General features: G+C 68.3%; 30 protein-coding genes. 9 read left to right on the plus strand and 21 right to left on the minus strand.

Going from position 1 to position 26,540, the window contains the following annotated elements; all coding sequences use genetic code 11:
* The 4 genes from FQ142_RS15835 to FQ142_RS15850 form a co-directional block, all read right to left on the minus strand.
* A complete protein-coding gene (locus FQ142_RS15835) occupies positions 1 to 1,089 on the minus strand; it encodes an ABC transporter permease (RefSeq protein ID WP_149424064.1) in 1,089 nt (362 codons plus the stop codon).
* On the minus strand, positions 1,086 to 1,892 hold the full coding sequence (locus tag FQ142_RS15840; RefSeq protein WP_149424065.1) for an ABC transporter ATP-binding protein: 807 nt from the start codon (positions 1,890 to 1,892) through the stop codon (positions 1,086 to 1,088). The genes FQ142_RS15835 and FQ142_RS15840 overlap by 4 nt, the downstream gene beginning before the upstream one ends.
* Positions 1,889 to 2,713, minus strand: a complete 825-nt coding sequence (locus FQ142_RS15845; RefSeq protein ID WP_149424066.1) for an ABC transporter ATP-binding protein — start codon at positions 2,711 to 2,713, stop codon at positions 1,889 to 1,891. The genes FQ142_RS15840 and FQ142_RS15845 overlap by 4 nt, the downstream gene beginning before the upstream one ends.
* A 311-nt stretch (positions 2,714 to 3,024) precedes the next feature.
* A complete protein-coding gene (locus FQ142_RS15850) occupies positions 3,025 to 4,689 on the minus strand; it encodes an ABC transporter substrate-binding protein (protein WP_149424067.1) in 1,665 nt (554 codons plus the stop codon).
* 166 nt (positions 4,690 to 4,855) lie between these two features.
* On the opposite strand from FQ142_RS15850, the gene FQ142_RS15855 reads away from it, so the two are divergent.
* Both FQ142_RS15855 and FQ142_RS15860 read left to right on the plus strand, forming a co-directional pair.
* On the plus strand, positions 4,856 to 5,503 hold the full coding sequence (locus tag FQ142_RS15855; protein WP_149424068.1) for a TetR/AcrR family transcriptional regulator: 648 nt from the start codon (positions 4,856 to 4,858) through the stop codon (positions 5,501 to 5,503).
* Between the two features lie 10 nt (positions 5,504 to 5,513).
* Positions 5,514 to 6,728: an amidohydrolase gene (locus FQ142_RS15860; protein WP_149424069.1), complete on the plus strand. Its 1,215-nt coding sequence runs from the start codon at positions 5,514 to 5,516 to the stop codon at positions 6,726 to 6,728.
* A gap of 3 nt (positions 6,729 to 6,731) precedes the next feature.
* On the opposite strand, the gene moaA is transcribed toward FQ142_RS15860, so the two are convergent.
* From moaA to FQ142_RS15900, 8 genes are all read right to left on the minus strand, one after another.
* Positions 6,732 to 7,817 carry a GTP 3',8-cyclase MoaA gene (gene moaA, locus FQ142_RS15865; RefSeq protein ID WP_149424070.1) on the minus strand — a complete coding sequence of 362 codons (1,086 nt, stop codon included), beginning with the start codon at positions 7,815 to 7,817 and terminating at the stop codon, positions 6,732 to 6,734.
* A 183-nt stretch (positions 7,818 to 8,000) separates the two neighbouring features.
* The gene (locus FQ142_RS15870; protein WP_149424071.1) at positions 8,001 to 8,660 is read right to left on the minus strand and encodes a hypothetical protein; all 660 of its coding nucleotides are present in this window, start codon (positions 8,658 to 8,660) and stop codon (positions 8,001 to 8,003) included.
* Positions 8,657 to 8,890 carry a hypothetical protein gene (locus FQ142_RS15875; protein WP_149424072.1) on the minus strand — a complete coding sequence of 78 codons (234 nt, stop codon included), beginning with the start codon at positions 8,888 to 8,890 and terminating at the stop codon, positions 8,657 to 8,659. The genes FQ142_RS15870 and FQ142_RS15875 overlap by 4 nt, the downstream gene beginning before the upstream one ends.
* A 143-nt stretch (positions 8,891 to 9,033) precedes the next feature.
* Positions 9,034 to 9,783, minus strand: coding sequence for a hypothetical protein (locus FQ142_RS15880; protein WP_149424073.1), 750 nt, complete (start codon positions 9,781 to 9,783; stop codon positions 9,034 to 9,036).
* A 394-nt stretch (positions 9,784 to 10,177) separates the two neighbouring features.
* A complete protein-coding gene (locus FQ142_RS15885) occupies positions 10,178 to 11,233 on the minus strand; it encodes a sulfate/molybdate ABC transporter ATP-binding protein (protein WP_188042439.1) in 1,056 nt (351 codons plus the stop codon).
* Positions 11,230 to 12,018, minus strand: a complete 789-nt coding sequence (locus FQ142_RS15890; protein ID WP_149424074.1) for an ABC transporter permease — start codon at positions 12,016 to 12,018, stop codon at positions 11,230 to 11,232. The genes FQ142_RS15885 and FQ142_RS15890 overlap by 4 nt, the downstream gene beginning before the upstream one ends.
* Positions 12,015 to 12,800: a molybdate ABC transporter substrate-binding protein gene (gene modA / locus FQ142_RS15895; RefSeq protein WP_149424075.1), complete on the minus strand. Its 786-nt coding sequence runs from the start codon at positions 12,798 to 12,800 to the stop codon at positions 12,015 to 12,017. The genes FQ142_RS15890 and modA overlap by 4 nt, the downstream gene beginning before the upstream one ends.
* Positions 12,801 to 12,803: 3 nt before the next feature.
* On the minus strand, positions 12,804 to 13,196 hold the full coding sequence (locus FQ142_RS15900; protein ID WP_149424076.1) for a molybdopterin-binding protein: 393 nt from the start codon (positions 13,194 to 13,196) through the stop codon (positions 12,804 to 12,806).
* A 150-nt stretch (positions 13,197 to 13,346) separates the two neighbouring features.
* On the opposite strand from FQ142_RS15900, the gene FQ142_RS15905 reads away from it, so the two are divergent.
* The 4 genes from FQ142_RS15905 to FQ142_RS15920 are packed head-to-tail and all read left to right on the plus strand — an operon-like array spanning position 13,347 to position 16,070.
* On the plus strand, positions 13,347 to 14,114 hold the full coding sequence (locus FQ142_RS15905; RefSeq protein ID WP_149424077.1) for a HesA/MoeB/ThiF family protein: 768 nt from the start codon (positions 13,347 to 13,349) through the stop codon (positions 14,112 to 14,114).
* Complete coding sequence (glp, locus tag FQ142_RS15910) at positions 14,111 to 15,358, plus strand: gephyrin-like molybdotransferase Glp (RefSeq protein WP_149424078.1); 1,248 nt, start codon at positions 14,111 to 14,113, stop codon at positions 15,356 to 15,358. The genes FQ142_RS15905 and glp overlap by 4 nt, the downstream gene beginning before the upstream one ends.
* The gene (moaC, locus tag FQ142_RS15915; protein WP_149424079.1) at positions 15,355 to 15,834 is read left to right on the plus strand and encodes a cyclic pyranopterin monophosphate synthase MoaC; all 480 of its coding nucleotides are present in this window, start codon (positions 15,355 to 15,357) and stop codon (positions 15,832 to 15,834) included. Before glp ends, moaC begins: the two co-directional genes overlap by 4 nt.
* Positions 15,831 to 16,070, plus strand: coding sequence for a MoaD/ThiS family protein (locus tag FQ142_RS15920; protein ID WP_149424080.1), 240 nt, complete (start codon positions 15,831 to 15,833; stop codon positions 16,068 to 16,070). The genes moaC and FQ142_RS15920 overlap by 4 nt, the downstream gene beginning before the upstream one ends.
* A gap of 55 nt (positions 16,071 to 16,125) precedes the next feature.
* Here FQ142_RS15920 and FQ142_RS15925 read toward each other — a convergent pair whose 3' ends face one another.
* The 5 genes from FQ142_RS15925 to FQ142_RS15945 form a co-directional block, all read right to left on the minus strand.
* On the minus strand, positions 16,126 to 16,566 hold the full coding sequence (locus FQ142_RS15925; protein ID WP_056413634.1) for a molybdenum cofactor biosynthesis protein MoaE: 441 nt from the start codon (positions 16,564 to 16,566) through the stop codon (positions 16,126 to 16,128).
* A complete protein-coding gene (locus FQ142_RS15930; RefSeq protein WP_056413637.1) occupies positions 16,563 to 17,051 on the minus strand; it encodes a molybdenum cofactor biosynthesis protein B in 489 nt (162 codons plus the stop codon). Before FQ142_RS15930 ends, FQ142_RS15925 begins: the two co-directional genes overlap by 4 nt.
* Positions 17,052 to 17,091: 40 nt before the next feature.
* Entirely contained in the window at positions 17,092 to 18,723 is a 1,632-nt protein-coding gene (locus FQ142_RS15935) for a molybdopterin-dependent oxidoreductase (RefSeq protein ID WP_149424081.1), read from the minus strand.
* Positions 18,724 to 18,792: 69 nt separating this feature from the next.
* Positions 18,793 to 19,080, minus strand: coding sequence for a hypothetical protein (locus FQ142_RS15940; RefSeq protein ID WP_149424082.1), 288 nt, complete (start codon positions 19,078 to 19,080; stop codon positions 18,793 to 18,795).
* Positions 19,081 to 19,281: 201 nt separating this feature from the next.
* The gene (locus FQ142_RS15945; protein WP_056413646.1) at positions 19,282 to 19,980 is read right to left on the minus strand and encodes a GTP pyrophosphokinase family protein; all 699 of its coding nucleotides are present in this window, start codon (positions 19,978 to 19,980) and stop codon (positions 19,282 to 19,284) included.
* 106 nt (positions 19,981 to 20,086) lie between these two features.
* Between FQ142_RS15945 and FQ142_RS15950 the strand changes: the two genes are divergently transcribed.
* The 3 genes from FQ142_RS15950 to FQ142_RS15960 all read left to right on the plus strand — a co-directional run bounded on the left by FQ142_RS15950 (position 20,087) and on the right by FQ142_RS15960 (position 23,265).
* Positions 20,087 to 20,446: a nuclear transport factor 2 family protein gene (locus FQ142_RS15950; protein WP_149424083.1), complete on the plus strand. Its 360-nt coding sequence runs from the start codon at positions 20,087 to 20,089 to the stop codon at positions 20,444 to 20,446.
* Between the two features lie 103 nt (positions 20,447 to 20,549).
* Complete coding sequence (locus FQ142_RS15955) at positions 20,550 to 22,637, plus strand: APC family permease (protein ID WP_149424173.1); 2,088 nt, start codon at positions 20,550 to 20,552, stop codon at positions 22,635 to 22,637.
* 34 nt (positions 22,638 to 22,671) lie between these two features.
* Positions 22,672 to 23,265, plus strand: a complete 594-nt coding sequence (locus FQ142_RS15960) for a GNAT family N-acetyltransferase (RefSeq protein ID WP_149424084.1) — start codon at positions 22,672 to 22,674, stop codon at positions 23,263 to 23,265.
* A 42-nt stretch (positions 23,266 to 23,307) separates the two neighbouring features.
* Here the strand turns inward: FQ142_RS15960 and FQ142_RS15965 are convergent, their stop codons facing one another.
* From FQ142_RS15965 to FQ142_RS15980, 4 genes are all read right to left on the minus strand, one after another.
* Positions 23,308 to 24,486, minus strand: a complete 1,179-nt coding sequence (locus tag FQ142_RS15965) for an SLC13 family permease (protein WP_149424085.1) — start codon at positions 24,484 to 24,486, stop codon at positions 23,308 to 23,310.
* A gap of 47 nt (positions 24,487 to 24,533) precedes the next feature.
* A complete protein-coding gene (locus tag FQ142_RS15970; RefSeq protein ID WP_149424086.1) occupies positions 24,534 to 24,971 on the minus strand; it encodes a hypothetical protein in 438 nt (145 codons plus the stop codon).
* 99 nt (positions 24,972 to 25,070) lie between these two features.
* Complete coding sequence (locus FQ142_RS15975; RefSeq protein WP_149424087.1) at positions 25,071 to 25,574, minus strand: hypothetical protein; 504 nt, start codon at positions 25,572 to 25,574, stop codon at positions 25,071 to 25,073.
* A 109-nt stretch (positions 25,575 to 25,683) separates the two neighbouring features.
* Positions 25,684 to 26,484, minus strand: a complete 801-nt coding sequence (locus FQ142_RS15980) for a tetratricopeptide repeat protein (RefSeq protein ID WP_149424088.1) — start codon at positions 26,482 to 26,484, stop codon at positions 25,684 to 25,686.
* Between the last annotated feature and the right edge of the window lie 56 nt (positions 26,485 to 26,540).

Raw genomic sequence — 26,540 nt, forward strand, 5'->3', positions numbered from 1 at the left:
TCAGGCCTCCGTCTGGCGCGTGCGCGGGTCGAGGTATGCGTAGACGATGTCGGCGAGGATGTTGGCGACCAGCACCGACAGCGTGATCACCAGGAACACCCCCTGCATCAGGGCGAAGTCCTTCGCATTGGTGGCGTCGAGCAGGAGCTTGCCGACACCGGGGTAGCTGAACACCATCTCCATCACGATCGTGCCGCCGACGATGAAGCCGATCGAGAGCGCGAAGCTCTGCACCTGAGGGAGCACCGCGTTGCGAGCGGCGTACGCCCAGAGCACGCGACGGTTGGGCATGCCCTTGGCCTGGGCGACGGTGATGTAGTCCTCGTCGAGCACCGTGAGCATCATGTTGCGCATGCCCAGCATCCAGCCGCCGAGCGACGCGATGATGATCGTCACGGCGGGCAGGGTGCCGTGCACGATCACCTGGCCGATGAAGTCGAGGCTCCACTCCGGCGACTGCCCCTTGCCGTACGCGTGCGACGAGGGGAACCACTTGAGGGTCGACGAGAAGATCGCGATCGCGATCAGCCCCAGCCAGAAGTACGGGATCGTGTTGAAGAACGTCGTGATCGGGATGAGCGCGTCGAGCCTGCTGCCGCGCTTCCAGCCGACGATCGCCCCGCCGACGGTGCCGAGCGCGAACGAGATGATCGTCGCGAGTCCGACCAGGCCGAGCGTCCAGGGAAGGGCCGAGCTGAGCACCTCGGCGACGGGGCGCAGCCCGTGCAGGGTCGAGATGCCGAGGTCGCCGCGGAACAGCATCGCCCAGTAGTCGATGTACTGCTGCCACATCGACTTGTCGGTGTCGATGCCGAGCAGGATGCGCAGCGAATCGGCCGCCTCGGGACTGATGTTGCGGTTGCGGGCGAGGTAGGAGCTGACCGCATCGCCCTTCATGAACCGCGGCAGGAAGAAGTTGATCGTGATGGCGGCCCAGAGCGTGAACAGGTAGAAGCCCGCCCGCCCCGCGAAGAACCGCCAGGGCACGAGTACGCGTCCTTTCTCGGCGGTGGTCGCGGTCGTGCCGACCTCGAGAGCGTCGCGGTCCTGTTGCTCGAACTGCCCGAGCTCGGGCGATGCGGTGGTCACTGTGCACCTCCGTGCGGTCCGGCGGTCGCGAAGTGCGTGTCGGGATCGGGCGACGCCGCCCGCAGCTCTCGCGTGTAGGGGTCCTGCGGGTTGAGGATGACGTCGTCGGCGTCGCCGTACTCGACGACCCGACCCTGGTTGAGCACCATGATCTTGTCGCTGAAGTGCCGCGCGGTGGCGAGGTCATGAGTGATGTAGAGCACGCCGAGGCCCTCCTCGCGCTGCAGATCGGCGAGCAGGTTCAGCACCCCGAGGCGGATCGACACGTCGAGCATCGACACCGGCTCGTCGGCGACGAGCAGCGACGGGCGGGAGGCGAGCGCGCGGGCGATCGCCACGCGCTGGCGCTGTCCGCCCGACAGCTCGTGCGGACGGCGGTCGATCACGGCATCCGCGTCGAGCCTGACCCGCGCCAGGAGTCGGCGCACCTCCGCCTCGGTCTGATCCTTGGGCACGACGTCGTCGAGGCGGATCGGACGCTCCAGGTGGTAGCGGATCGAGTGGTACGGGTTGAGCGAGGCGAAGGGGTCCTGGAACACCATGCGCAGCTGCTGCCGGTAACGGCGCAGACCTCGGCCGCGCCGCGGGATCGGACTGCCGTCGAGGCGGACCTCGCCGCTGGTGGGCGTCTCGAGCTGCGTGAGGATCTTCGCGATCGTCGACTTGCCGCTGCCGGACTGGCCGACGAGGCCGATCGTCTGCCCCGAGGTCAGGGTGAAGCTGACGTCGTCGAGCGCCTTCAGGCGCCCGGCGCCGCGGACGTTGTACGTCTTGGTGACATGGGTGAACTCGAGGGTCGTCATCGTGTCAGCACTCCTCGCGCGCCGGTGAGACGGGGGAACGACGACAGCAGCGTCTTCGTGTAGTCATTCTGCGGATCGGTCCAGATCTTCTCGGCCGAGGCCAACTCGACGATCTCGCCCTCGCGCATGATGGCGATGCGATCGCTGATCTCGAGCAGCAGCGGAAGGTCGTGCGTGATGAAGATGACCGAGAAGCCGAACTCGTGACGCAGCTGCGAGATCTGGCTGAGGATCTCACGCTGGACCAGCACGTCGAGTGCGGTGGTCGGCTCGTCCATGACCATGAGCTGCGGACGGAGCGCCAGAGCCATCGCGATCATCACGCGCTGGCGCATGCCGCCGGAGAGCTCATGCGGGAAGGAGCGGATGCGCTGACGCCCCACCTTGACGATCTCGAGCAGCTCCTCGGCCTCCGCTCGACGCTGCCTGCGGGTCATGTCCGGTCGGTGGATCTCGAACACGTCCTCCAATTGCGAGCCGATCGTCGCGACCGGGTTGAGCGCGTTCATCGCGCCCTGGAAGACCATCGACACTTTGTCCCAGCGGAAGCGCTGCATGGCATCCACGTCGAGGGCGTTGATGTCGACGTCGACGCCGGAGGCGTCGTGGAAGGTGACGCTGCCGCCGGAGATGACGGCCGGCGCGCGGAGCAGACGCTGCACCCCGTAGGCGAGGGTGGTCTTGCCGCATCCGCTCTCACCGGCGAGACCGAGGATCTCGCCCCGCCGCAGTTCGAGGGTCACGTTCTTCACCGCCTCGACGGGCGGATCGACGTCGTACACGACCGAGAGGCCGCGCACGCTGAGGAGTGGTTCTGACATGGGGTCTTCCTTCGTCTGGGTCCTTCGTCTCGTCGCTCCGCTCCTCGCTCAGGAACCGGTACCGACGAGCGGTCCCGCGCAGGAACCGGAGCCTAAGCACCGGTCCCTGAGCGAGCGGAGCGAGACGAAGGGCCACTGGCCAGACGTCCCAGTCCCGAACCGGAGCGGCAGTCCCGGTCCCGCGCAGGAACCGGAGCCTAAGCACCGGTCCCTGAGCGAGCGGAGCGAGACGAAGGGCCACTGGCCGGTCGTCCTGCTCCCGGTCCGGTACCGCAGTCCCGGTCCCTGAGCGAGCGGAGCGAGACGAAGGGCTACTCGGCCGGCTTCAGCTTGGTGAGGATCATCACGACGTTCTGCTGCGTCGGGTCGCCCGAGGCGTACGGGTCGTCCTCCGACGGCCACCCCACGTAGTTGCGCGTGTTGTACTCACCCAGAAGCGGGTGGGCACCGAGCGGGATCGCCGGGACCTGGTCGACGAAGATCTGCTCCAGCGTCGTGATCGACGACGTGCGGACGTCGTCGGACGAGGCGTTCGCGTAGGCGTTCAGCGCCTCGGTCGCGACCGGGTCGTCGAAGCGTCCGAAGTTGAATCCGGCGATGCCCTCGGGCGAGATCCACCGCGGGTCCATGGTCGACGTGTAGAGGCCGTAGGCCGTGCCGCTGTCCTCGAGCCAGTGGATGATGGCCGAGAAGGTGCCTTCGTCGCGGGGTCCGGCCCAGCCGCCCCAGTCGGGCATGTCGATCTTGACCTCGGCGCCGATCGCCTCGGTCACATCCTCGGCGATGAGCTCCTGCGCGGTGTTCCAGTCGCTCCACCCCGAGGGGACCGAGAGCGTGAACGAGACGGGAGTGCCGTCGGGGTCGATCAGTGCGTCGTCCTTCCAGGTGTATCCGGCGTCTTCGAGCAGACCGCGGGCCTTCTCGGCGTCGACGGAGTAGTCCTCGCCCTGGAACTCCGGCTGGATCTCGTCGTCGAGGATCGACGAGAGCCCGGTCACGGACCACACCGGCTCGCTGGCGCCCTCGCGGGCGATGTCGACGTACGCGTCGCGGTCGATGACCCAGGCGAGCGCCTGGCGGAACACGACGTCGTCGAACGGCTTCTGCTGGAGGTTCATGAACAGGGTCGCCGACCCGGTCGTCGGCGCGACGAAGAACTTGTTGTGCTCGGGGTCGGCGTCGAGGAACTGCTCCTGGATCTGCGGGATGAACGCCTGCGCCCAGTCGGCCTCGCCCTGCGCGAGCGCCGTGGTCAGCGCGGTGTTGTCGCCGTACGAGACGTAGTGCAGCTCGGGGACCGCCAGGTCTCCGCCCCAGTAGTCGTCGCGGGCTTCGAGGGTGACCGACTCGGTCGACCAGTTCGACATCGCGTAGGGACCGGTGCCGACGAGGTCGTCACCCTTCACCGGATCGGTCGCCGGCTCGTCGAACTTCTCCCAGATGTGCTTAGGGACGATCGGCACGTGCAGCACGCGGGCCTGGTTCACGAACTTCGACTCCCCGAAGGTGAGGGTCACGGCGTCGCCCTCGACGGTCGCGCCCTCGAACTTGAGGCCCGCGGTGTCGAGTTCGGGCGTGGAGACGAGCTCGTACGTGAACACGATGTCATCGGCGGTGAAGGGCTCGCCGTCGCTCCAGGTGACGTCCTTGCGCGGCACGACCGTGACAGCGGTGAAGTCGTCGTTCCACTCGATGCTCTCGGCCAGCCACGGGGTGACCTCGCGGTCGCCGGTCTGGTTCACGAGGCCGAGCGTCTCGAAGATCACCTTGCCGTAGCCGTACTTCGAGGCGGAGGAGTCGCCGACATACGGGTTGTTGGACTCGGTGGTGATCGCCCCGTCGGGCTTCGCGATGGTCAGCGCGGCCGAGCCGTCGCCACCACTGTCGTTCGTTCCTCCGGCAGCGCAGCCGGCGAGGGCCGAGACTCCCAGGGCGGAGATCGCCGCGACAGCGATCAGGGACTTTCTGAGCTTCATTGCTTCTCCTTGGGCACGGGTCATTGTGCTGTGTGACCGTCGGCTGCACGGGCATCCGACGAATTAGCTTACTGACGAGAAAGTAAACTGGTGCGAGGTTACTCGTTGGTAAGTAGAGTTGGCAAGTACGATCCAGATCAGGCACCGGTGCAGGAGAGGAGTGACCATGGCGAAGGGCTCCGCCGCACCCGCGAACGTGCGTCCGGCCACGCGCGAGAAGCGCGAGCTGATCCTCAAAGCCGCCGTCGAGATCTTCGGCAACAAGGGGTCGACCAACGGCACCCTCGCCGACGTCGCCGAACAGGTGGGGATCACCCACGCGGGCGTGCTGCACCACTTCGGCTCGAAGCAGAACCTGCTGCTCGAGGTGCTCGCCTACCGAGATCAGGCCGACGTCGCCGAGCTCGCCGAGAAGCGCATCCCGAGAGGCCCCGAGCTCTTCCTGCACCTCGTTCGCACCGCGATCTCCAATGAGCTTCGCCCCGGGATCGTGCAGGCGTACACCGTGCTCTCGTCGGAGTCGGTCACCGACAACCACCCCGGCCGCGAGTACTTCGAAGAGCGCTACACGACGCTCCGCCGCGAGGTGACCGAGGCGTTCCAACTGCTCTGCGCGCAGGAGGGCGTCGACGAGCCCGACACGATCGCCACCGGCGCGGCGAGCATCCTCGCGGTGATGGACGGCCTGCAGCTGCAGTGGCTGCTGCACCGCGACGTCGTCGACCTCGGCGAGGCGAGCGAGTTCGCGATCAGGGCGATCGTCAACGGCGTCCTGCACCCCGGACCCGCGCTGGAGTCGTACGTGCGCGAGTAGGCTCGGGGCCATGACGATCGACCTCGAAGCGCTCTACACCGACCTGCACCAGCATCCCGAGCTCTCGTTCCAGGAGACGCGCACCGCCGGCATCGCCGCCGGCCACCTGCGTGATCTCGGGCTCGACGTGCACGAGGGCATCGGGGTCACCGGGGTGGTCGGCATCCTGCGCAACGGCGACGGCCCCGTGGTCTGGGTGCGCGCCGACATGGACGCACTGCCTGTCGGCGAGGAGACCGGCCTCGCCTACGCCAGCACCGCGACCGGCATCGACCCCGCCGGGAACACCGTTCCCGTGATGCACGCGTGCGGGCATGACATGCACGTCACCGCGATGATCGGGGCGGTCGAGAAGCTCGTCGCAGAACGCGGCGAGTGGGCGGGCACCCTCGTCGTGCTGATCCAGCCGGCAGAGGAGTACGGAGCGGGCTCGCGCGCGATGCTCGACGGCGGACTCCTCGACATCGCCCCCACTCCCGACATCGTGCTCGGTCAGCACGTCACCCCGCTGCCCGCCGGCACGATCGGCGTGCGCCCCGGTACGCAGATGGCGGCATCCGACGGCCTCACCGTGACGCTGCACGGCCGGGGCGGACACGGATCCCGACCGCACTCCACGATCGATCCGATCGTGATGGCCGCGGCGACCGTCATGCGACTGCAGACCGTCGCCTCTCGCGAGGTCGATCCGCGCGACGTCGCGGTCGTGACGGTCGGCTCGATCCACGCCGGGCTCAAGAACAACATCATCCCCGCTGAGGCCAAGCTCGAACTCAGCCTGCGCTACCCGAACGACGAGATGCGCGACAAGGTGCTCGCGAGCGTCGAGCGCATCGTGCGGGCCGAGGCCGCGGCATCCGGAGCCGAGCGCGAGCCCGAGATCCGCACCGATCACACGCTGCCGCCCACGATCAACGACGCGGAGGCCACCGCTCGCGTGACCGCCGCGCTGCAGCGCGCGCTCGGCGAGGCGGCCGTCGTCGACCCCGGCATGTTCACGGGCAGCGAGGACGTCTCGTGGTTCGCCCGCGACACGGGTGCACCGCTGGTGTTCTGGTTCTGGGGAGGCGTCGACCCCGTGAAGTTCGCGGCATCGGCGGCCGCGGGAACGCTCGACAAGGACATCCCCACCAACCACTCGCCGTTCTTCGCGCCGGAGATCCACCCGACGATCGAGGTCGGCGTGACCGCGCTGTCATCGGCTGCGCGGGAGTTCCTCGGCTGAGACTCAGCCGCCGATGGCGTTCATGCCGCGAGCCGGCTGCAGGAACGACGGATCGTTGATCGCGTGCCCCGGCAGCTTGCCGTGCACGCACGAGCGCAGCATCGCTCCGATCGCCGCGGCGCGCTGGGCGGGATCGGACGCAGCCGGCCCGCGGAGGGAATCGATGAGGTCGTACTCGGCGTTGGAGAACAGGCAGTTGCGCAGCTGACCGTCGGCGGTGAGCCGCAGTCGGTCGCAGGCGCCGCAGAACGGAGCCGTGACCGAGGCGATGACGCCGACCTCGTGCGGTCCGCCGTCGATGCGCCACTTCTCGGCGGGCGCGCCTCCACGGCCGGGAACCGGCTCGAGGCTCCACCGCGCGCTGAGCTTCTCGAGGATCTCCTCACGCGTGACCATCGAGGCGCGATCCCACGTGTGCCCGGCGTCGAGCGGCATCTGCTCGATGAAACGCAGCTGCGCGCCGACCTCCATCGCGAAGGCGACCAGGTCGGGCAGCTCGTCGTCGTTCACGCCGCGCATGGCGACCGTGTTGAGCTTGAGCGGACGGAGGTCGGACGCCGCCGCTGCTGCGATGCCCTCGAACACGTCGTCGATGCGATCCCGGCGGGTGAGGTCGGCGAAGCGCTGCCGGTCGACCGTGTCGATGCTGATGTTCAGACGCGTGAGGCCCGCATCGATCAGATCGGGGAGCTTCTTCGCGAGCGTGATGCCGTTCGTCGTCATCGCGACCTCGACGGGGCCCTCATCCCCCTCGATGCGCGAGACCCGGCGCACGACGTCGATGATGTCCGCGCGCAGCAGCGGCTCGCCGCCCGTGAGGCGGAACGTGCGGATGCCGAGCGATGCGGCGACCTGCGCCACCTCGACGATCTCGTCGGTCGACAGGATGCTGGTGCGCGCGAGCCACTCGTTGCCCTGCTCGGGCATGCAATAGGTGCAGCGCAGCGAGCAGCGGTCGGTCAGCGAGATGCGCAGATCGCGGTGCACGCGCCCGTGGGTGTCGATGAGTCCCTGCGACGCGGGCGCGACGTCGTCGAGGACCGCGGCGCTCGGCGCCCGCATCCCGATGACGACCGGCACAGCCGTCATCGCCGTCTCCCTCTCCCCGACATGTTCCGAGACTACCCCCGCCGCCGACACCGCGGCCCGTGCGGGCACGACGACCGGCATATTGCCAGGTCGCCGACCTTCAGTGCGAGTGCTCAGCGGTTTCGACTCGACCCAGGGTGATCCTCGCCGCGCACCAGTCTGCGATGCCGTCTACTGCTGCGGTCACTGTGGGACCGTGAAAGCCAGAAGAGCTGGGGTCGAAGAATCGATCACCGCTGTCCCTCCGAAGATGAGAAAGTCGTGAGGAGTGCTGACCGCCTGCATGCTTTCATGGTTGATCTGAAAATCGTTGTCGTATGCGTCACTGTTTTCGGCATAGATGCCGCGGACGGAGATTTGGTTGAAAGACGCGTAGTCGACCGCAGCGCTCGGGAGTGATGCGGCGACAAGAACCGCTGCAATTATCGAGGCATCCGCGTTGGATAGGGCGCTCCAGATCGGAGTCCCCGCGTCGCCTACCCCGATGACGCACACAGGCCGAGCGACGGCGTTCTTCTCGATTTCGGTGAGCACTCCTTGCACGTCGGCGGGATCAACGGCGTTGTCCGTGCTCACCGTGACTGTTGCCAGACCGGAACGGTGGAGTTCTTCTTTCAAGGTCTCATCGCTCGCGCCGATTCCCTCACTGAACAACACCGCCACCCCGAGAAGGTCGGTGCCATCGGCAACATCCCTCCACGTCGTCGTGAACTCTGTGCCGTTGACCGTCACCGGGAGAATCTGCTGATCGGGAGTACTGCACCCGGCCGACGCGACGCACAGCACGATCGCGAGCGACGCGCCGATGGTGCACCGGCGCGTCGCTCGTTGCTGCTTCGTCACACGGCGGCCAGACGCTCGCGGGTCAGAGTGGGTGCAACTCGATCGAGGCAGTCCTTCTCGTCCATGTAGAGCTGCCACTTGTCTCGATTCGCGCCCGTTCCCATCACGCAGTAGTACCCGTAGAACGCACCGGGGTTGTTGGCAATGTGTGCTTTGCCGGCCGCTTGGCACTTCGCCTTCGTCGCGTAGTATCCCCACGGGTACGGGGTCATCGGCTGGATGGATGACACGTAGTCCGTGTTTCCGACGGCGGCGACGATAACCGCTTCGGAGGGGGAGGTAACGCCACCGGTTGCGGCCTAGCTGGGACTTGTCAGCAAAGCGATTCCCAGGATTGCGGCTGCTGGCACCGCAAGCGCTGCCATCTTCTTGTTCATGAGATCTCCTTTGATTCATATGGGTGGATCCACGCCCGCACCTCGAGCGCGCTTGCAGGCGCCGTACTCAGCGCCGATGTCCAGTGTTTGACGATGCCGACGACGCGGTAGTCACCATTCGGACTCATCGCCTCTCCTGCCAGGAGGAGGTTGTTGTCCCGGTCCTCATCGGCGAGAATTTCGTCCGCACGTCGGAGCATGGCCGGGGTGTTCTGCGAGTGGACAACGACGAGGTAAGGGCCCAGAAGCGGCCCCAGCTCAGCATCAACGCGATCGACATCAGTGGCCGCGACAACGACTGCGAAATGCTCGGCGTCGTCCACCACGACGAAATGCAATGCTGCTTCTTTCTCGACCAGCTCCCCAGCGACCGACCGAGCGAGGGAGAGATCGATCCCGGCCCGGCTGCCAGCAGCGGAAGGCAAAGACAGAAGAGCCTGCGTACCCAATGACGGCGGCGGCGTAAGGACTGCGGCATCCTCAGCTACCGGAATGATGTCCCGGACCGCGACAGCTCCCTCGCGGACCCACACTCCTCGCACCTCGACGTGGCCGTGGGCCAAGCGACCGAGATCTGAAGATGCTTCCAGGTGAATCCTGGCATCGTCCATAGCAAGGCGGGTCTCGGGTGATAGCGAGACCACCGGAATCAACCACGAGTTGGGTTCGTCCTGCCGGACGAGTCCGCGCACTGCAATGGTGTCCCCCACTGTCGCCTCTCTCGACATGTCTGACATCGTCACCATCTCCTTTCCTCGCACCGACGCTGGTGCAAGACCCTCCCAAGGTCCCACCGCTACCGTTCGGAGACGAGTTCTGGTCTTATTGACCACGCCCGAATGAAACACTGACGGCAACGAGCCTTCATCCTCCACGCCCACCGCGAGATCGTCTGTAGGCCATCTGGGGGACAGGATTCTCGCGAGCCGGCCTCATCGGCTCGTGCGCCACTGAATACACCAGTACCGTCCTTCGATGGAGGAGAACCAGCCGACGACGTATGCCGGTATGTAGCGCTGCTGGCCGAGATGTCGGTGCTCGGGCACGAGACTCAGCAGGTGCGTCGGGCTTCGGTTTCCCTCTTCCGAAACGAAAGAACCGGACAGTCGTGCGGAGCGCCTTTCAACGCGCGGCTGCAGCTCAGGGCACGGAGACGAACCGCACCAGCTCCGGGTCGACCCGCAACCGAATCCGGTCGCCGACCGCCAGCCCTCCGGCAGCATCCAGCGACAGGTCGACCGCACCGGCATCCGTGTGCACGCGCACGCCGCCCAGCGTGGGCTCGATGCGCGTCACCTCGGCCGGCCATGACTCCGGGCCAGCCTCGGCGACCCGCACATCGCCCGGCCGGAAGACCGCGGCGAGGGCTGAACCGTCGGTCGCCGCGAGTGCACGCGAGGCCGGATCCGTGCTGGTCAGCAGCACCTCACGGCAGCGCCACGATCCTCCGCTCGCGATGCCCACCAGACGGTTGACCCCGGCGATCGAGGCGACGAAACCGGATGCCGGGGCGGCGAGCACCTCGCGCACCGGCCCCGACTGGGTCACGCGGCCCGCCTCGACGACGAGCAGCCGGTCGGCGAGGGCGACGGCATCCGCAGCATCGTGCGTGACCGCGACGGTCGTGGTCGAGGCGAGCTGGTCGCGCAGCATCCGCCTGATGTCTCCGGCCGTCTCGGGGTCGAGGGCGACGAGCGGCTCGTCGAGCAGCACGACACGAGGCGATGCGGCGAGCGCCCGAGCGACGGCGACGCGCTGCTGCTCCCCTCCGGACAGCTCGTGCGGCATCCGCCCTCCGGAGCCGGGGAGCCCGACCCGCGCGAGCCAGTCGTCGGCACCGGCTCGCGCCGCACGAGCCTCGACGCCCGCGGCACGCGGCCCGAACGCCACGTTCTCGCGCACCGACAGATGGGGGAACAGCCGCGGCTTCTGCCCCAGCAGCACGACACCGCGGCGCATCGGCTCGGTGCGCACCCGTGGCTTCGCGACGCGGTCGACGACTCGACCTTCGACCGAGATCTCTCCGCCGCCCAGCGGCTCGAGCCCGGCGAGCGCCTGCAGCAGCGTCGACTTGCCCGCGCCGCTCGGCCCCATCACCGCGACCGTCTCCCCCGTCTGCACCTGCAGCGAGACATCGACCGTGAAGTGCTCCCGAGGCACGACCACCTGGGCGCGCAGGCCCTCCACGGCGCTCATCGCGCGGCCCCCGGACGCCAGCCGCGCACGAGCAGCAGCACGAGGATCGCGGTGGCGAGCAGCAGCAGCGCGAGGGCGACCGCCGCGCCCTGGGTGACTCCCGCGCCGTTGAAGGCCGTGTAGATCGCCAGGGGCATCGTCTGGGTGACACCCGGGCGGTTGCCCGCGAACAGCGCGGTCGCTCCGAACTCGCCGATGGCCCTGGCGAAGCACAGCACCACACCGGCGACGATCCCCGGTGCGGCGAGCGGCAGGGTGATGCGGCGCAGGATCGTCCAGCGCCCGGCGCCGAGGGCGGCTGCGGTGCGCTCGTAGTCGACACCCGACGTGCGAACGGCCCCCTCGACCGCGAGCACCAGGAACGGCAGCGCCACGAAGGTCTGTGCGAGGATGACGGCCGTCGTGCTGAACGACAGTCCGAGCCCGCCGAGCCACCCCGCCCGCCCGAACAGGTAGAGCAGGGCGATGCCGCCGACCATGGGCGGCAGGACGAGGGGGATCGTGACGGCCGCGCGCAGCACCGCGGCGAGGCGCGGGCCCGAACGAGCGATCGTCAGCGCCAGGGGAACGCCGATCGCGATGCACAGCAGGGTGGCGATGAGACCGGTGCCCAGCGACAACAGCAGCGCCGAGCGCGCGGACTCCGACGTGACGTCGGCGATGAACGTCGACCACTCGACACGGGCGACCAGGGCCGCGAGCGGGAGGATGAGGAACGCGAGACCGATCAGGGCGGGGATGGCCAGGGCACGCGGCGCGTATCCGCGCGCTCCGGCGGCGCTCACGGTGCGCCGAACCCGAAGTCCGCCAGGATGCGCTGACCCTCGTCGGAGAGCACGAAGGTGACGAACGCCTCGGCGGCCGCGGGGTTCTGCGCCTCGGACAGCGCGGCGATCGGATAGTGGTTGACGACCTCGCCTGCACCGTCGGGCACGATCACCTCGACGTCGTCGCGGTCGATCACATCGGTCGCGTACACGAGGCCCGCGTCCGCTTCGCCGGCCGCGACCTTGGTGAGCACGGCGGTGACGTTCTGCTCGAGGCTCGCCGCCTCGACCGCGACGCCGGCGTTCGAGAGCAGCGTGGCGGACGCGGCCCCGCACGGCACCTCGGGGGCGCACAGCACGGTGGTGACGTCGGCCAGGTCGGCGAGCGTCTCGACGCCGCCGGGGTTGCCCGTCGGCACGGCGATCACGAGCGTGTTGGACGCGAACAGCGTCGGATCGACCGCGGCATCCTCGAGCTTCTGCATGTTGGCCTCGTCGGCCGACGCGAACACGTCGGCCGGGGCGCCCTCGCGCAGCTGCGTGACCAGCGTGGAGGAGCCGTCGTACACACCGCTGACGTCCACGTCGGGGTTCGCCTCGGTGAACGCCGCACCGATCTCGTCGAACGCGCCCGAGAGCGACGCCGCCGCGTAGACCGTGAGCGTGCCGCTCACGGTGCTCCCGGATGCGTCGGCGGTGGCGGTCGGCGTCGGCGACTCCGCACCGGCAGCGCACCCCGTGAGGGTGAGAGCCGCGGCGGTCAGGGCGACCATGACGATGCGGCGGAGACGGCGGTTCATGGGTCAGCCCTTCGGCACTTCGACGACGACGTTCGTCGCCTTCACGGATGCGGTGGCGAGCGAGCCCACCTCGAGCTGCAGTTCGCGGGCGGCCTCGGCCGACATGAGCGAGACGACGCGGTGGGGTCCGGACTGCAGGTCGACCTGTGCCATGACCCCGTCGATCTGCACACGGGTCACGATGCCGACGAAGCGATTGCGTGCGCTCGAGAGCGCATGGTTCGACTCCTGCGCCTCCTCGGCGAGCGCCACGGCGCGTGCGGCGAGCGCGTCTCCGGGGACCTCGGCCGGAACGGCGTCGGTCGTGGGCAGCAGACCCTGATCGATCCAGCGCCGCACCGTGTCGTCGCTCACGCCGAGCAGCTGTGCCGCGCGCGCGATCCGAAAGTTCTGCATGCGTGAACAGTACCGCAGAAGCGGATGCTCAGACAGTAAACAACCGCATCCGCGGAGGCGCGATGCTCGCCGAGCATCAGCCGCCTCCGAACTCCCAGCGAATCCCCGTGCGTCCGCTGCAACGGCGAGCCCCGGGCATAGCCTGGGGGCATGCAGCCGCTCGTCGCCCCCGCGCCCGCTCTCGACCCGGCCGAACTGGTCCGCACCGCCCGGCACGCGGTGCTCGCCGGCATCGGAGAGGAGGGGCAGCGCCGCCTCGCAGCCGCCCACGTGACCGTCGTCGGCGCGGGCGGCATCGGCTCGCCCGTGCTCCTCGCACTGGCCGCCGCAGGAGTGGGCAGCATCACGGTGATCGACGACGACATCGTGGAACTGACGAATCTGCAGCGCCAGCTCGCCCACCGCGTCGAAGACATCGGCAGACCCAAGACCACCTCGGCGGCGCGCGCGATCACCGCGCTGTCGCCCGGGGCAGAGGTCGTCACCGCAGCCGAGCGGCTCGACGCCGAGAACGCCGAGCGCCTGTTCGCGGGGGCAGACATCGTGGTCGACACGAGCGACTCCTTCGCGACCCGACGCGACGTCGCCGCCGCGACCGAAGCCCTCGGCGTCCCCCTCGTCTGGGGCGCCGTGCAGGAGTGGCACGCACAGGCGACCGTGTTCTGGTCGGATCCGCCGACAGCGGCGCCGGTGGTCCTGACCGACCTCTTCCCCCTCGGCACCGAGGGCGAGCCGCCGAGCTGTGCACAGGTCGGGGTCCTGGGTGCGCTGTGCGTGCAGGTGGGCGGGATGCTGGCGGGCGAGGTCGTGAAGCTCATCACCGGCGCCGGGGAGCCGCTGCTCGGTCGCCTCGCGGTGATCGACGCCCTCACGGCGCGACAGCACGAGATCGCGATCCGTTCGGCGGTGGCCGCATGAGCGCCGCGAACGGCAGCCGCCGGACGGTCGAGGAGCAGCTCGCCCTCGTGCTCGATGCCGTACGCGTCCTCCCGATCGAGACCCGCGCCGTGCGGGAGGCCGCACGGCGCACCCTCGCGGAACCCGCGACGGCGGCCCACGACATCCCGCTCTTCGACAACTCGGCGATGGACGGCTTCGCGGTGCGAGCAGCCGACGTCGCCGCGGCATCCGCCGAGCACCCGGTGGTGCTGCGCGTGGTCGCCGATCTGCCCGCCGGGGTCTCCGACGATCCGCCTCTGGATGCCGGTGACGCGGCGCGGATCATGACGGGCTCCCCGACGCCGAGCGCCGCCGATGCGATCGTGCCGTTCGAGGACACCGCCGGAGGACTCGCCGACTCGCTCGGCGAGGTGCGAGTGCTGCGCGCACCGGCGACGCCGGGAGCCTTCGTGCGCCGTCGCGGCGCCGACCTGCACGCGGGGGACGCCGTCGTGCTCGCGGGCGAGCGCCTCGGCGCGTTCCAGCTCGCGGCCGCCGTCGCCGCCGGCGTCGACACCGTCTCGGTGACGCGGGCACCGCGCGTGGCCGTGGTCTCGACGGGCAGCGAACTGCTGTCACCGGGTGAGGATGCCGCGCGTGGCCGCATCCCCGACTCGAACGGCCCCCTGCTCGAACTGCTCGTCGCGGATGCCGATTCCGAGGTCGTCCTCGTGACGCGTGTCGCCGACGACGCCGACGCCGTGCGCGCCGTCACCGCGACCGCCGTCGAACGCGGCGCCGATGTGATCGTCTTCACGGGCGGCGTCAGCGCCGGGGCCTACGAACCGGTGCGCGGTGCCTTCGACGGACGGGGGGCCGTCGAGTTCGCGAGCGTCGCGATGCAGCCGGGCAAACCGCAGGCATTCGGGGCGCTCGACTCCGGAACGCTCGTGTTCGGGCTGCCCGGCAATCCGGTCAGCGTCGCCGTCTCCTTCGAGGTGTTCGTGCGACCCGCTCTGCTCGCGCTGCAGGGGCGCACCGAGATCCATCGCGCCCGCGCATCCCTCACGGCGGATGCGGCGTGGACGACCCCGCCCGGACGCCGCCAGTACCTTCCCGCCGTCGTCGACCTCTCGACCCGCACGGTGCGTCCTGCCACCGCCGGCGGCTCGGGATCGCACCTCGCCGGCGGTCTCGCCAGGGCGCACGCGTTCGCGATCGTGCCGGCCGAGGTCGAGGCCGTCGCCGTGGGCGACGTGATCGATGTCATGCTGGTCGAATGAGCTTCACGCACCTCGACTCGTCCGGCCACGCGCACATGGTCGATGTGACCGCCAAGCAGCCGACCGTCCGCACCGCGACCGCGCGAGGATTCGTGCGCTGCAGTCCCGAGGTCATCGCGGCGCTGCGCGACGGCACCGCCCCGAAGGGCGACGTGCTCGCGGTCGCCCGCATCGCCGGCATCCAGGCGGCGAAGTCGACCCCGACGCTGCTGCCGCTCGCTCACGTGATCGGCGTGCACCGAGCCGGCGTCGAACTCGACGTCGTCGACGACGGCGTGCACGTCGAGGCGACGGTCGGCACCGCCGACCGCACCGGCGTCGAGATGGAGGCCCTCACGGCCGTGTCGGTGAGCGCCTTGGCGATCGTCGACATGATCAAGGGGATGGACCGCTCGGTGGTCATCGAGGATGTGCGCATCGTCGCCAAGTCGGGCGGGCGCACCGGCGACTGGCTGCGCGAGGGAGAGACCCGATGACCGCGACCCGGGTACGCTACTTCGCCGCCGCCGCCGAGGCCGCGGGTGTCGACTCCGAGGAACGCGGCGAGCGCTCGCTGGCAGAGCTCCGCCTGGCGGTCATGGCCGAGCATCCGGATCTCGCCGACATCCTGCCGCGCTGCGCGGTCATGGTCGACGGCGTGCGTCGCGACGATGACCACGCCCTCGACGACGCCCAGCTGATCGACGTGCTCCCGCCCTTCGCCGGCGGCTGATCGTCGCGCGAAGCTCGCGCAGCGCCGCGCCACACGGCGTGCGCACGGCTCCGGCTCAGCCGCCGATGCCCTTCCACGACGTGGTGCCGTCGGATTCGACCTGACGCTTCCACACCGGCAACGACGTCTTGATGTCCTCGATGACCGCGCGGCAGACGGCGAACGCCTCGGCCCGGTGCTCCGCGGCGACGGCGATCACGACGGCCGCGTCGCCCACATCGAGCCGGCCGATGCGGTGACTCACGGCGACGACGACCCTCGCGTCGCCGACGGCATCCGCTGCGGCATTCTGCGCGATCGTCTGCAGCGCCGTCTCGGCGTCGGGGTGCGAGCTGTACTCGAGCCCCACGACCGGGGTCTGCGCATCCGGGTCGTTGTCGCGCACCCGGCCGATGAACGTCGTGACTCCGCCGAGCGCGGGGTCGTCCACCGCCGCCAGGTGCGTCTCGACATCGAGCGGCTCGGTGGAGATGGCGGCGATCCGTACCTCGTTCACGAGTGGTCACCGCCCTCGACCTGGTCGACGACGTGTCTCGCGACGGTCAGCACCACGGGTACACCGGATGCCACGGCCCGCGTGGATCCGGGGAGGTTCACGACCAGCGTCCCGGCCGGATCGACGACACCGGCCAGCCCTCGGGACAGCACGGACAGCGGGGTGTCGGCGAGGCCGCTGCGTCGCAGCTCCTCGGCGATGCCGGGGACCTCGCGCGTGATCACGCGTCGGGTGCCCTCGGGCGTCTCGTCGCGGGGTCCGACCCCGGTTCCGCCGGTGGTCACGATCAGGCGCACCCCCCGGGCGACCGCACGCCGCAGCGCATCGGCCACGGATGTCTCGCCGTCGGCGATGACCTCGGCGTCGGGACAGTGCCAGCCCGCCTCGCGGAGCAGCCCGACGGCGATCGGTCCGCCGCGGTCCTCGCGCTCTCCGGAGAACGAGCGGTCCGAGACGGTGATCACACACGCGGGTAGCGACGTCATGGCTCCACGATAGGGGCTGGCCGAACCGGCCGCACCGGCATCAGTTCACCCGGACCAGAGAACGCTGCCATCCCGATGAGCCGTTCGGCGCGATCGGCGCCCGCTCCTCGATCTGCGTGTCGCCGTTCTTGTTGATCGCGCGCACGGCCACGTAGTGGGTGCCGGGGGTGGCATCCCACTCCATGAACCACTGCACCCAGGTGTTCTCGTTGATCGGCGCCGACAGCGTCGCCGGCATCCAGTCACCCTCGTCGATCTTCACCTCGACGCGCTCGATGCCCACGGTCTGCGCCCACGCGACGCCCGCGATCGGGATGCGCCCGGCATCGACGGCCTGCCCGACCTTCGGGGTGTCGACGCGCGAGGCGAACTTGATCGGCGCCTCGGCGCTGTATCCGCGGGGTGTCCAGTAGGCCTCGTCCTTCTCGAACGTGGTGACCTTGAGCTCGGTGAGCCACTTGGTCGCCGAGACGTAGCCGTAGAGCCCCGGTACCACCATCCGCACCGGGAAGCCGTGCTCGAGCGGCAGCGGCTCTCCGTTCATGCCGACTGCGAGGATCGCGTCGAGGTTGTCGTCGGTGAGAGCCGACAGCGGCGTGCTCGCCGTGTAGCCGTCGACGCTCTTCGAGAGCACCATGTCGGCGCCGGACTTCACGCCGGCCTTCTTCAGAACATCGCGCAGCGGCACTCCCAGCCACATCGCGTTGCCGACCAGTCCGCCACCGACCTCGTTCGAGACGCAGGTCATCGTGATCGCGTACTCGTCGAGACCCATGTCGAGGATGTCCTGGAAGCTCAGTTCGACGCGCTTGTCGACCATTCCGTCAATGACGAGGCGCCAGGTGCTGGGGTCGATCGTCGGCACCGTCAGGGCGGTGTCGACGCGGTAGAAGTCCTTGTTCGGCGTGATCAGCTTCGTGAGTCCCGGGATGTCGAGCTCCGCGCCCTTCGGCACCGTGACCTTCGACTTCGGAGCCGGCAGCTTGAGAGCCTCGCGGATCGTCGCCACTGACCCGACGGTCATGCTGACCGTGCGCGAGGCGATGCCGACGATGACGGCCGAGACGCCGGCGATCCCGGCGAGCAGGAAGAACTGCCGACGGCCGAGGGCCTTCGAGGGCTTCGCCTCGTCGGCCTCGGTCTTCTCGCCTTTGCGATCGACCATCGCGGCGGGAACGGCGGATGCCTTCCACGCCGTGAGGCGGCGGATGAGCAGGACGATGATGATCGACCCTGCGATCGTGCCGAGCACCGGAGGCAGGAACGCGAGCGCGGTGACGCCGGCCCTGGTCACGATCGCCGCGGTGGAGAGCGCGCCGGCGACCACCAGGGCGATCACGCCGAGCGGGGGACGCAGCAACTGCAGGATGCCGGCGATCGCCGACGCGATCACCACCGCGAGACCGAGTCCGACCAGCAGCGCGATCTTGTCGTACTCGCCGAAGGTCGCGATCGCGAACTCCTTGAACGGCTGCGGGACGATGTCGATCACGAAGCCGCCGACCGCGAGGATCGGGCTGGCCGAGCGCGCGAAGATCAGCGCGAAGAGTTCGGCCGTGGCCAGGAACACCAGTCCGCTGATGACCCCCGAGAGGGCAGCCCAGAAGAGGAATCTCTTACCGCGGCGTCGGGTGGGCGTGGTTCGCTGTTCTGCGGTGCTGCGCTGTGCCATGGTCTGCTCCTTCGCACCGAGGACGGTGTGGTCCTCGGTTGTTCGGAGCCGAGCCGGGAACGGATGGTGTCAGAGCGGTCGAGCGGTGACCGTATCGCGTCCCTGGGCCTGGCGCAGGGTGCGCAGGCACCGTGAGCAGAGGATCTCGACGGTCCGCGGGTGATCCTCGGGGCAGACGCAGTCGATCGAGACGCGCCACTTCGCTCGGCGTCCGCACGCGGCATACGCCTCGTCGTCACCGTGATCGCACTCGCAGAGCTGGCGCCCGCGGTCGAGGCCGGCGATCTCTTCGACGGTGCGGTCGACGTCGACGACTCGTTCGGTTGCGACGTCGGATGCGTCGTGCGTTTTCACCACCTGCCGATGTTCCCAGGCTCGTGCGGCCGCGCGCAACACCGCCGCGCCCACACCGGTGCGTCCGGCGACGGTTCACAACTCAGCACGAAACGGATGGAACCCGCGAGACGGCGACGGAAACAGACAGTTGTGAGCAGCCCCTGCTGAATTGTGAACGGGCTCGGCGCGTGACTGCGCTCCGGAACGCCCGAAAGACGCGGGTCAGACCTGCACGACGTGCGGCGGAGGCGGCGGTGCGAGCTGACGCTGCGGCACTCCGTGGGCCTCGCGGTGCAGACGCTCCATGCGGCTGTCCAGCTCGGCCGCGGCCTCGGCCGCATCAGTGAGGCTGTCGACGAGATGCGAGGGCACCTGGTTCGAGAACTTGTAGTAGATCTTGTGCTCGAGGCTGGCCCAGAAGTCCATCGCGATGGTGCGGAACTGCACCTCGACAGGCACCGACAGAGCACCCGTCGACAGGAAGACCGGCACCTCGATGATCGCGTGCAGGCTCTTGTACCCGTTGCTCTTCGGCGTCGCGATGTAGTCCTTGACCGTGACGACCGTCACGTCGTCCTGGGCCGTGAGCAGATCGAACAGACGATAGACGTCGGCGACGAAGCTGCAGGTCACGCGCACACCGGCGATGTCGGTGATCTCGGCACGAATGCGTGCGAAGTCGGGTTCGGCGATGCCCTTGCGGGCGATCTTCTCGACGATGCTGTCGGGAGTCTTCAACCGGCTCTTGACGTGCTCGATCGGGTTGTACGCGTGGTGGTGGGTGAACTCGTCACGAAGGATCGAGATCTTCGTCTCGACCTCCCGCATCCCGAACTCGTATTCGCGCAGGAAGCGCTGGAACTCATCGCGAAGCTCCCGAGTCTGCTGGATGGCGTCGTCGGTGACCTGGAGGGACGTCATGGATCCGACGTTACGCGCCGGTGATCGGAAGTGGCTGTGGATCGTCGATGAGAAAACGCGTGGATCCTCATTGACGATGTCGGAACCCCGGGATAGAACGGACGGCATGACGACAGCAGGAGAGAAGTGGACCGCAGCGTACGTCGGGGCCTGGACGTCGAACGACCCCGCGCAGATCGCGGCGCTCTTCAGCGAAGACGCCAGGTACCTGACGAACCCCGACTCCGAGCCCCGTGTGGGCCGAGCCGACATCGTCGCCGGCTGGCTCGAGGATCTCGACGACCCCGACACGTGGTCGTTCGAGTGGTGGATCGTCCGAGAGGACGCCGGTTTCGTGGTGATCGAGGGCCGGACGAAGTACCCCGCAGAACGCGACTATCTCAACCTCTGGATCGTGCGCCTGGATGACGAGGGCCGGGCGACAGAGTTCACCGAGTGGTACATGCCGCGTCCGCACGAGGACTGATCGATCGAGCGCCGCACTCCGGCCCGTAAGGATTCCGTGAGGGACGCTCGACACACCGTAGGGATTCCGTGAGGAACGCGTGAGGAAGGTGTTGGTGGGCGTAATGTCGCCGGACGTGTCAGATGAAACCAGGGACAACACCGACGCTCCCCCTCGCGTGAAGCGCATCCTCATCGGCGACCCGCTCACGAGCGAGCAGGTCGACGATCAGTTGCTGCCGAAGAAGATGGCCCTGCCGATCTTCGCGTCCGACGCGCTGAGCTCGGTCGCCTACGCGCCGCAGGAACTCGTGATGATCCTGCTCATCGGCGGACTGACGTTCCTGTCATTCACTCCGCTCGTCGCCGCCGCGGTCGTGGTGCTGCTGATCGTGGTGGTGCTGAGCTACCGCCAGCTGATCAAGGCGTACCCGTCGGGCGGCGGCGACTACGAGGTCGCGTCGAAGAACCTCGGCGAGATCCCCGGCGTCATCGTCGCGGCCGCTCTGCTCGTCGACTACGTCCTCACGGTCGCCGTGTCGGTGGCCTCCGGTGTCGACAACATCATCTCGGCCGTCCCCGGTCTCGACCCGCTGCGGGTCGAACTCGCGGTCGGCTTCGTGATCCTGATCATCATCGTGAACCTGCGCGGGGTGCGCGAAGCCTCGCTCGTCTTCGCGATCCCGACCTACGTGTTCATCGCCTCGGTCGGATTCATGATCGTCACGGGACTCATCCGCACGTTCCTCGGCGACGCGCCGGTCGCGTCCAGCGCCGAGTTCGCGGTGCACTCCGAGAACCTCGGCCAGGCCGCGGTGATCCTGCTGATCCTGCGTGCCTTCTCGAGCGGATGCTCCGCCCTCACCGGCGTCGAAGCGGTCTCGAACGGCGTTCCCGCGTTCCGCACGCCGAAGGTCCGCAATGCGCAATCGACCCTCGTGCTGATGGGATCGATCGCCGCCTGCCTGTTCGCCGGCCTCACCGCTCTCGCCCTGATCACCGGCGTGCACTACGCCGAGAACCCCTGCGACCTGATCGGCTTCGACTGCTCGAACCCGCAGCCCAGCCTCATGGCGCAGATCGCGGCCGCGACGTTCGGCGGCGGCAGCATCCTCTTCTTCATCGTGCAGGCCGCGACCGCATGCGTGCTGCTGCTCGCGGCCAACACCGCGTTCAACGGGTTCCCGCTGCTCGGATCGGTCCTTGCCCGCGACGGCTACGCCCCCAAGTCGCTGAACACCCGCGGAGACCGCCTCGTGTTCTCGAACGGCATGATCGTGCTCGGCATCGCCGCGATCGCCGTGCTCGTGGTGTTCCAGGCGCGACTGACCACGCTGATCCAGCTGTACATCATCGGCGTGTTCGTGTCGTTCTCACTGGGGCAGATCGGCATGGTGCGGCACTGGCGGCGCGTGCTGCGGGGCCCCGCCGAGACCACGCCGGGAGCCGGGATCGACGGCGCATCGGCATCCGATCGCCGTTCGGCCAAGGTGGGTCTCGTCATCAACTCGGTGGGTGCCGCGATGACGGTCGCCGTGCTGCTGATCGTGACCATCACGAAGTTCACGCACGGCGCGTATCTGGTGTTCCTCGCGATCCCGGTGCTGGCCTTCCTGATGATGGGCGTCAAGAGGTACTACCGCGACGTGGAGCACGAGATCGCGATTGACGACACCACCAAGTTCGGGGCGACGGGCGACCTGGCGATCGTGCTCGTCAACCGCCTGCAGAAGCCCGTCGTGAAGGCGATCGACTACGCCGTCGCCGCCAAGCACGGCAAGACGCTCGCGGTGCACGTGGCGGTGGCGACCGACGATGCGGCCCAGCTGCAGAAGGACTGGGCGGATCACCTCGTGCCGATCCCGCTCGTCATCGTCGAGTCGCCGTATCGGTCGTTCGCGCAGCCGGTGGCACAGTTCATCCGGCAGTACCGCGAGAAGCACGGCTCGTCGGTCGTGACCGTCTACCTGCCGCAGTACATCGTGGGGCACTGGTGGGAGACGTTCCTGCACAACCGGCGCTCCCGCCGTCTCGCCAACCACCTGATGCTGGTGCACGGGGTGTCGGTGACGCTCGTGCCGTGGCTGCTCGACTCGTCCGAGCTCATCTACGGCCGACGCTCGCGGCCGCTGCCGGGCCAGGAGCGCGCCGGACGTCCGGTCGTCGTGGCCGGGCGCCGCGCGCACCGCCCCGAGGGACCGCCCGAGAACTGAGGCACGGCGCGCAGCCGCTCAATAGGCTGGAGCGATGACCGCTACGCCGCACGCCGATGTCTGGCCCGTCCGCACCGAGCGCCTGCAGATCCGTCCGATGACCGCATCCGACATCGATGCGATGTGGGAGTGGCGGCAGCTCCCCGACGTGAACCGCTGGCTCGGACTCGCGCCCGACACGATCGTGGCCTTCCGCGAGCGCTACCTCGACCCTGAGCGCCTCGCCGCGATGTACATCGTCGAGCTGGTCGCGGTGAACGGTGAGGCGACCCCGATCGGCGACATCATGATCAGGATCGGCGACGGCTGGGGTCAGCTCGAGGTCGCCGACCGGGTGAAGAGCGTCGAGGCGGAGCTCGGCTGGGTGCTCGATCCCGGCTACACCGGACGAGGCTATGCGACCGAGGCGATCCGCGCGGTGATCGATGTGTGCTTCGGCCCCCTCGGGCTGCGCCGCGTGCACGCCGGGTGCTTCGCCGACAACGAGCCGTCGTGGCGCCTGATGGAGCGCCTCGGCATGCGGCGCGAGGAGTTCAGCCGCAAGACCGCGCTGCACCGGTCGGGCGAGTGGCTCGACGGCATGAACTACGGCATCCTCGCGGAAGAGTGGCCGGTCACGGGTTCCTGAACACGTCGTGATCTCCGACCCGACGCCAGCGGAGGGGACCTGTCAGCCCGAGACGAGCGCGAGCACGAGCGTCGCCACCAGCACGGTCGGCACGGCCACGATCGCGCCCCAGAGCATGAGGCTCCCCCAACGGATCTCGACACCGAGCGACACCACCCTGTGGTGCCACAGCAGGGTGGCCAGCGACGCCCATGGCGTGATGAGCGGGCCGAGGTTCACTCCGATCAGCAATGCCATCAGAGCGACCGGATCACCCGCCGTCGGCTCGAGGATCAGATAGGCGGGCAGGTTGTTGACCCCGTTCGCCGCGAGCGCGCCAGCCGCCGAAAGGCGCAGCAGCTCGCCGGGGGCATGGCCGCTCGTGGCCAGCACCGACAGGAAGTCGAGGAGGCCGTTCGCGTGCGCCGCCTCGACCACGACGAACAGCGCGGTGGCGAGACCGATCGCCTGCCAGGGCACGAGCGACAGGCGCAGCACGTGACGGCGGCGAACGCCGAACAGGATGACGAGGATGACGGCGGCGACCGTGGCGGGGATCCACACCTCGTGAGTGAGGGCGAGCAGCGGCATGAGCAGCAGCAGCGTCGCGGCAGCGCCCCAGAACAGCACGCGGTCGGAGGGCTGTCCGCCCGAGGGCACCCAGTAGGCGCCGAACAGGGTGCGTCGGTGGCGCAGGGTGAGGATCAGCACGGGCACGAGCACACCGACGAGCGTCGGCGCCCAGCTCAGCGCGAGGAACGACAAAGGGTCGTCGCCGATCGCGCGCGCCGCCAGCAGGTTGGTGAGGTTCGAGACGGGCAGGGCCAGCGATGCCGTGTTCGCCAGCCACACCGTGACGAGCGCGAAGGGCAGGGGCGGGATGCCGACGCTCTGCGCGAGCACGACGACCACCGGCGTCACGATCACCGCCGTGGTGTCGAGCGAGAGGAACACGGTGCTGATGACCGCGAGCACCACCACCGACACCCACAGCAGGATCACCCGGCCATGCCCCCAGCGCGCGAGGCGCTGCGCGACGACATCGAAGACCGCCGCGTCCCGTGCGAGTTCGGCGACGATCGTGATCGCGATGACGAACCCGAGCACCGGAGCGATGCGGGCGCCGAGTGCCTCGGCATCCGTGGGAGGAAGGATGCCGGAGACGATGCATACCGCCGCCACCGCGATGAGCGCCAGGACGATGATCGTCCCCGTGCCGAGTCGGTGTCGCGTTGCACTCACTCGCTGAGTGTAGATCCGGTGGGCTCGCGTCGTTCACCGTCGATTCGTCAGGCGTGTCGTAGCCGAAGCCAGTGAGGGTTCCCCGTCAGATCCGGATGCCGGTGCTCACCGTCGCGCGAAAGCCGCGTCGCTAAGTCTCGCGAAGAGTGCTCGAGGTCACTCATGGCCACTCGCACAAAGCCGGGGGCGTAGGACGTCGATATCTCGACGCGCTCCTCTGCTCGCGTGAAACGGATAGTGGCATCGGATTCGGTGAATGTCAGCACCGCTTCTCCCGTGCGTGCGAGATCCGCAAGGACCCATTGCATGGAGAGTGCAAAGTCGTAGACACTGATCCACCCCCACCTCGCGCTGAGATCGACGATCCCGTCGGTGAGAATCACATCACCGAGAAAGCAGTTGTATCGGAGATCACTCTCGGAGACGGTGGCCCAAGAGACGCTGCGCAAGTCCGTATCGGTTCGCACCACGTATTCAAGCTGCATGAACGGTCCCTCATCGCTCCGATCGACTTTCCTGCTCGACATCGAGCCCACTGACTCCGACGGCTTCAACGCCTCCTGATGCCACGGGGAGTTGCCGGTTCACAGCAACCCGACACCCACGATGATGACGATAGCGGCCGGGACGTAGGTGAGGACGTAGGCGACGATCACGCGCCGCTGCTCGATGGGCATGTTGCGTCTGCGGGCGGGCGGGGCGACTTCGTCGGCGGGTGATCGTCGCGGGCTCGTTTCGACGCCGCTCTCGCTCGTGTCGCCGCTGTTCTCGTTCTTCCTGGTCCTGTCTCCCACCCGGACTCGCCCGAAGACCATCTGCGCCGCCGCGATCAACGCGACAGCGAACCCGATCCCGATGATCACCACGCCGGTCGCATTCCACTCCCGGTGTGGGAGGCAGAGACCCGACCACTCCCCGAACATCGTTCCGACGCCGTGCAACAACACGACGCCGGTCGTTACTGGCCCCCACAGCGGCGCAGCATTCCAGATCCATCGTTGGAGCGCAGGGCCGTCTCGGTACACGGCCCGCCCCAACAGCACCAGCCAGGGGCTGAGCACGCCGAGAGCGATCGCGAACCCGACCATGATCGCGTACGAAATTCCGGACGGAACACAACTCGAATCCATCGTGACCTATCACCCGTAGAAGTTGAACCTGATTGCGCGTCCTGCGCCCAACCTCAGGTATCCAAGATCAGGCCACGCCATCAGTAGTTGAGGATGGCCCGAGTGCGGAGTGATCACCCATCACTTGCGCACGCCGGTGATAATGCCGGGCGCCATCTTCGTCGCCCTGCTCGAGGAGCATCGCCGCAAGATTGTGTGCGCTGTGCGCATCTCCCGATGCGATGCCGGCAAGGTACGCGGCCCGCGCTGCTGCCCGAGTTCCTGGAGAGTGGGAGAGAACGTTCCCCAGCAGCAATGCCGCACCGTAGACGCCTGCATCGACGAGGTCCGTCAATAGACTCGCTGCCTCGTCATCCCGCTCTTGCTGCAGCATCAGCCGCGCGAGGGGAATGCCGAACTCAGAAGAACTCTCCATTCCTGCTCTCAGCAGGGCTTCGATCCGGCCCACTTCAGATTCTTCCCCGCCTTTCCAGAGGCTCTCCCCGAGGAGGCCCTGCACGCGGGAGGGGTTTCCCTCCCCACGCTCGAGAGCTCGAACCAACCGCTCCACCGCCTCAGCGTGATCACCCATCCAGGTGAGACTCTCCCCCAAGATGGCAGACGCCCCCTCGGCTCCGGCCTCTGCCGCCTCGCAGAACATGGCGATCGCGAGACGCTCGTCGACATCCCACACGTACCTGCCGAGCATCAGGAGCGCCGAGCTGGGCGACTTACCGTCTAGCTCCCGGACAGGCACCTCCGCCAGCGGAATGAGTTCTTCTACCGTCGACAGGTCATACCGACCCCGGTCGTCACGCACCAGCTCGAGGAATCGAAGGTAGCGCCCGTTCGTGAACGCATCCGCCGCATCGACAACGGGAGTCACCATCTGCGGTGTCCGTCGTAATAGAGATCGATGAACTCGTCGATCTTCAGTGAGCTTCG

The organism is Microbacterium sp. ANT_H45B (assembly GCF_008369345.1).
Lineage (GTDB): Bacteria > Actinomycetota > Actinomycetes > Actinomycetales > Microbacteriaceae > Microbacterium.